Below are 5,134 nucleotides of genomic sequence, written 5' to 3' on the forward strand. Positions count from 1 at the left end.
TTAAACGCGCGGTGAACGAACGCACCGCGTTCGACGACCAGGACGCCTTTGCGCAGCAGGACCGGATCGTCGCCCCGGTCCTGGCGTCCCAGGACGCGCAGGAGGGAGCGCGGGCCTTCGCCGAGAAGCGCCCACCCCACTGGCAGGGCCGCTGAGCGCGGCCACCGCGCCCGCCGGACCGGCCCCGGCCGGCGGGCGCCCAGCCATCCCTGAGACGACGTACCTCAACATCAACGCCGACAAGGTCCGCAGCCTTCTCGCCCGTGTCTTCGACGAGGCCAACGCCGGCAAGCCGCTGATGCACAGGTACTACGCGGACTACTTCGACCTCTACTGGGATCTCCACCTCGGTGTGACGGGTGAGGCCATCCCGGCCGAGGTCCGGCAGATCGGCGCCAGCTTCACCAACGTCCTCGGCTACTGGTACCCGACCGCGGACATCGTCCACGAGAACATCATGCGCGTGCGCGAGCTGCGCCCGCTCCTCAAGGACTGGCTCGACAGCCGGGTGCAGGCATTGATCGACGGCGACGTCCGCGATCCGGAAGGGACATTGGTCTACTACTGGCTCAAGAACGGCGGAGGTGGCGAGCACTTCCGCCGCAAGGACATCGTCTTCGAGTGTTTCCACAACTTCCTGGCGTTCAGCCAGTGGGGCAACACGGTCTACCACACCATGGCCGTGCTGGACGCGGGCCACGGTGACCCGGGCGCCAGGTCGTGGTTCGCACGGACGATGGCAGAGGGTCCTGACGAGGCGGACGGTCACGCGTTCACCCCGCTCGACCGGTTCGTGATGGAGCTGTTCCGCACGATCTCGCCTAATGGGGGGAGCCTTTCGACCGTGGGCGCGCAGCGCGGCCTGGAGCCTCGCGTCGGCAACATCATCACCCCCACCTGGCGACGAGCCAGGACCCCCGGCACTGGCTCAACCCGGAGGAGTTCGATCCGGACCGCTACAAGTCGGCGCCGACGAGCGCCGACAACAACGAGGCGAAATGCAAGGCGGCGGGCCTTGCCCGTCCCCCCTTCCCAGCCGGACCGTTCAAGGTCAACGATGGTCGCCAGGCAGAGGTGACCAACAGCGCGTTCGGTGCCGCCCATAGCGTGGTCGACGGCAGGGCGTACCCGGTATGCGACGCGGCCGGCTACGCACCCTTCGGGTTCGGCTACCGCCGCTGCGCCGGGGAGCAGCTCACGACGGAGTTCCTCAAGGAATTTCTGCGAACGGCCTGGAGGGGCGAGGTCGAGTTCGTCAGACTCGACCTCGAGCACCCAGAGAAACTGCCCGTATCACCGCGCACGCTCATCGACGACAACATCGGCTTCCAGCGAGCGAGATGAGATCCAGCCACACCGACCGTTCGCGTCCTCGCCGTCAGTTGAGCGTGACTCGGCTACTTGGACCACGACGTTTTGCTCCGTCACACGGACATTGGTTGCTGCAATGTCGTGGGAGGACATCGTTCCTCTGGCGGCGCCCACCGGAACGGCGACCAGGTACTGTCGTCACCGGACCGCGCGCCTGGGACGAAGCACGGGTGAGGTGGGTAGCACCACGGCGCGGACCGGTGTCGGGGCCCTTCGGCAGGGTCCGCGCCGCTGTCCGTCGGCGCACTCCCACCAGTTCAACTGGGGAGCAGCCGCATGTCGTCGATCGCAGCCCGCGAAGCAGCCGCCGGCGTGGGGGGCCCGGTGGGTCCCTCGGAACTCGCGGCGATCGACGCCTTCTGGCGCGCCGCGAACTACCTGTCGGTCGGGCAGATCTACCTGATGGACAACCCGCTGCTCAGCGAGCCGTTGCGCCCCGAGCACATCAAGCCACGGCTGCTCGGTCACTGGGGTACGACACCCGGGTTGAACCTGATCTACGCGCACCTCAACCGGGTGATCAAAGCGCGGGACCTGGAGGCGATGTATGTGATCGGCCCCGGTCACGGTGGGCCGGGGATCGTCGCGAATGCCTATCTGGAGGGCACCTATACCGAGGTGTACCCGCACGTCGGGCTCGACACCGGCGGGCTGCGGCGGCTGTTCCGCCAGTTCTCCTTTCCCGGGGGCATTCCCAGTCACGTGGCGCCGGAGACTCCGGGCTCGATCCACGAGGGCGGTGAGCTGGGCTACGCGCTGGTGCATGCATACGGTGCCGCGTTCGACAACCCTGACCTGCTGGTGGCCTGCGTGGTCGGGGACGGGGAGGCGGAGACCGGGCCGTTGGCGGCGAGCTGGCACTCCAACAAGTTCGCCGACCCGGCGCGGGACGGAGCGGTGCTGCCGATCCTGCACCTCAACGGCTACAAGATCGCCAACCCCACGGTGCTGGCGCGGATCCCCGAGGAGGAGCTGGTCGAGCTGCTTCGCGGCTACGGGCACCGGCCGATCCTGGTCTCCGGCGAGGACCCGGCTTCCGTGCATCAGGCGATGGCGGCGGCGTTGGATGAGGCGCTGGACGTCATCGCCGGCATCCGTGAGCGGGCCCGGGCCGGGGACGTGCACCGCCCCGTGTGGCCGATGATCGTGCTGCGCACCCCGAAGGGTTGGACCGGCCCGAAGGTCGTCGACGGGCTGCCGGTGGAGGGCACCTTCCGGGCGCATCAGGTGCCGCTGGCCGAGGTGCGCACGAATCCCGAGCACCTCGCTCAGCTGGAGGTCTGGCTGCGCAGCTATCGACCTGAGGAGCTGTTCACGCCCGACGGCGCGTTGCGCGACGATCTCGCCGCGCTGGCGCCCTGCGGGGACCGGCGGATGAGCGCGAGCCCGCACGCCAACGGCGGCGCCTTGCTCAAGGAGTTGCTGCTGCCGGACTTCCGCGACTACGCCGTCGACGTCGCCAAGCCGGCCACGGCGTTCAGCGAGGCGACCCGGGTGGCCGGGCAGTTCCTGCGCGACGTGGTGCGCGCCAACCCGCGGACCTTCCGGGTGATGGGGCCGGACGAGACCGCGTCCAACCGGCTGTCCGCGCTGTTCGAGGCGACCGACCGGGCCTGGGTTGCGGAGACGGTGCCCGGTGATGACCACCTGGCGCCGGACGGCCGGGTGATGGAGGTGCTGTCCGAGCACCTGTGCCAGGGCTGGTTGGAGGGCTATCTGCTGACCGGCCGGCACGGGCTGTTCAACTGTTACGAGGCGTTCATCCACATCGTCGACTCGATGGTCAACCAGCACGCGAAGTGGCTGAAGACGACCCGGCAGATCCCGTGGCGGCGGCCGATCGCATCGTTGAACTTCCTGCTGTCCAGCCACGTGTGGCGGCAAGACCACAACGGCTTCTCGCATCAGGACCCGGGGTTCATCGACCACGTGGTGAACAAGAAGGCCGAGATCGTGCGGGTCTACCTGCCACCGGACGCCAACACCCTGCTCTCGACCGTGGACCACTGCCTGCGCAGCCGCGACTACATCAACGTCGTCGTGGCCGGCAAGCAGCCGGCGCTGACCTACCTGTCGATGGAGGACGCGGTGCTGCACTGCACCCGCGGGGTGGGCATCTGGGACTGGGCCGGCAACGACGGCGAGGAGCTGCCCGACGTGGTGATGGCCTGTGCCGGTGACATCCCCACCCTGGAGACGCTGGCCGCTGTGGCGATCCTGCGGGAGCGGGTGCCCGGGCTGCGGGTGCGGGTGGTGAACGTCGTGGACCTGATGCGGTTGCAACCCGACAGTGAGCATCCGCACGGCCTGACCGACGCCCTGTTCGACGCCCTGTTCACCCGCGACCGGCCGGTGATCTTCGCCTATCACGGTTATCCGTGGCTGATCCACCGGCTGACCTACCGACGCGCCAACCACGCCGGGCTGCACGTGCGCGGCTACAAGGAGGAGGGCACCACCACCACGCCGTTCGACATGGTGATGCTCAACGACCTGGACCGCTATCACCTGGTCATGGACGCACTCGACCGCGTCCCGTCCTTGCAGGGGCAGATGGCGCACCTGCGCCAGGAGATGGTGGACGCCCGCACCCGCGCCCGCGCCTGGACCCGCGAGCACGGCGAGGACGCCCCGGAGATCTCCGGCTGGACGTGGCCGTTCTGATGAGGCCTTGCTGACGTGAGGGTCCTGGTCGTCAACGCCGGGTCCAGCTCGCTGAAGGTCGATCTGGTCGACGACGGGCGCGCGGTCGAGTCCTACCCCGGGCTGCCGGCTATCCCGCCGGAGGTCGACGCGGTCGGGCACCGCATCGTGCACGGCGGCCCCGACCTGGTGGAACCGCTGGTCATCGACGCCGCCGTGGAGCAGCGGCTGCGCGATCTGGTGGAACTCGCGCCACTGCACCAGCCCAAGTCGCTGGCCGGGTTGACGGCCGCCCGGAAGCTGCTGCCGCACGTGCCGCACGTGGCCTGCTTCGACACCGCCTTCCATGCCACCCTGCCGCCGCGCACATCGACGTTCGCGTTGCCCCGGGCCTGGCGGGAGCGCTGGGGGGTGCGCCGCTACGGCTTCCACGGCCTCTCCCACGCCTGGGCCGCCGGCCGGGCCCGGGAGCTGGCGCCGGCCTGCCGCCGGCTGGTCACCTGCCACCTCGGCGCCGGGGCATCGCTCGCGGCGGTGCTGGACGGACGCAGCGTGGACACCACGATGGGGTTCACCCCGCTCGACGGGCTCGTCATGGCCACCCGCAGCGGCTCGATCGACCCCGGGCTGCTGCTGTGGCTGGAGGAGCACGAGAGCCTGCGCCCCCACGAGGTCGCCGAGACCCTGGAACGTGCCTCCGGGCTGCTCGCGCTGGCCGGCACCGCCGACATGCGTCAGATCCTCGTCCGCGCCGATCCCGACGCGCGCCTCGCGCTCGACGTCTACCTGCACCGGCTGGCCGGCAGCATCGCGGCGATGACTGTCGCGCTCGGCGGCCTGGACACCCTCGTGTTCACCGGCGGCGTCGGCGAGCGTGCCCCCGCCATCCGTCAGGGCGCCGCCACCCGGCTGGCCCATCTCGGCGTCGCCGTGGGCCCGTGCCGCAACGACGCGGTGACCCTCGCCGACGCCGGCGAGCCCGACGCCGAGATCACCGCGCCCGACACCACGGTGCGCACCCTCGTCATCCGCTCCCGCGAAGACCTGCAGATCGCGGCCGGCGTGCAACAAGCCCTCCGTGCCGCCGGATCTTCCAGTCGGTCGCAACCCCTGGAGGCAC

Annotated in this window: 4 protein-coding genes; all 4 read left to right on the forward strand. The window is 69.9% G+C overall.

The features are described from left to right. Nucleotides 1-352 precede the first annotated feature (352 nt). Nucleotides 353-1,078, forward strand: a complete 726-nt coding sequence (locus JWR81_RS26795) for a hypothetical protein (RefSeq protein ID WP_297658906.1) — start codon at nt 353-355, stop codon at nt 1,076-1,078. After that, on the forward strand, nt 1,075-1,344 hold the full coding sequence (locus JWR81_RS26800; protein ID WP_297658908.1) for a hypothetical protein: 270 nt from the start codon (nt 1,075-1,077) through the stop codon (nt 1,342-1,344). Before JWR81_RS26795 ends, JWR81_RS26800 begins: the two co-directional genes overlap by 4 nt. A 303-nt stretch (nt 1,345-1,647) precedes the next feature. Continuing rightward, on the forward strand, nt 1,648-4,035 hold the full coding sequence (locus JWR81_RS26805; RefSeq protein WP_297658910.1) for a phosphoketolase: 2,388 nt from the start codon (nt 1,648-1,650) through the stop codon (nt 4,033-4,035). Nucleotides 4,036-4,050: 15 nt separating this feature from the next. Next, nucleotides 4,051-5,134: acetate/propionate family kinase (locus tag JWR81_RS26810; protein WP_297658912.1), on the forward strand; the 1,084-nt coding region annotated here is incomplete at its 3' end.

The sequence above is a fragment of the Pseudonocardia sp. genome (assembly GCF_025965585.1).
GTDB lineage: Bacteria > Actinomycetota > Actinomycetes > Mycobacteriales > Pseudonocardiaceae > Pseudonocardia.

Excerpts from the sequence above, each read along its gene's own strand:
- JWR81_RS26805 (WP_297658910.1), top strand. The coding sequence starts at position 1,648 with ATGTCGTCGATCGCAGCCCGCGAAGCAGCCGCCGGCGTGGGGGGCCCG.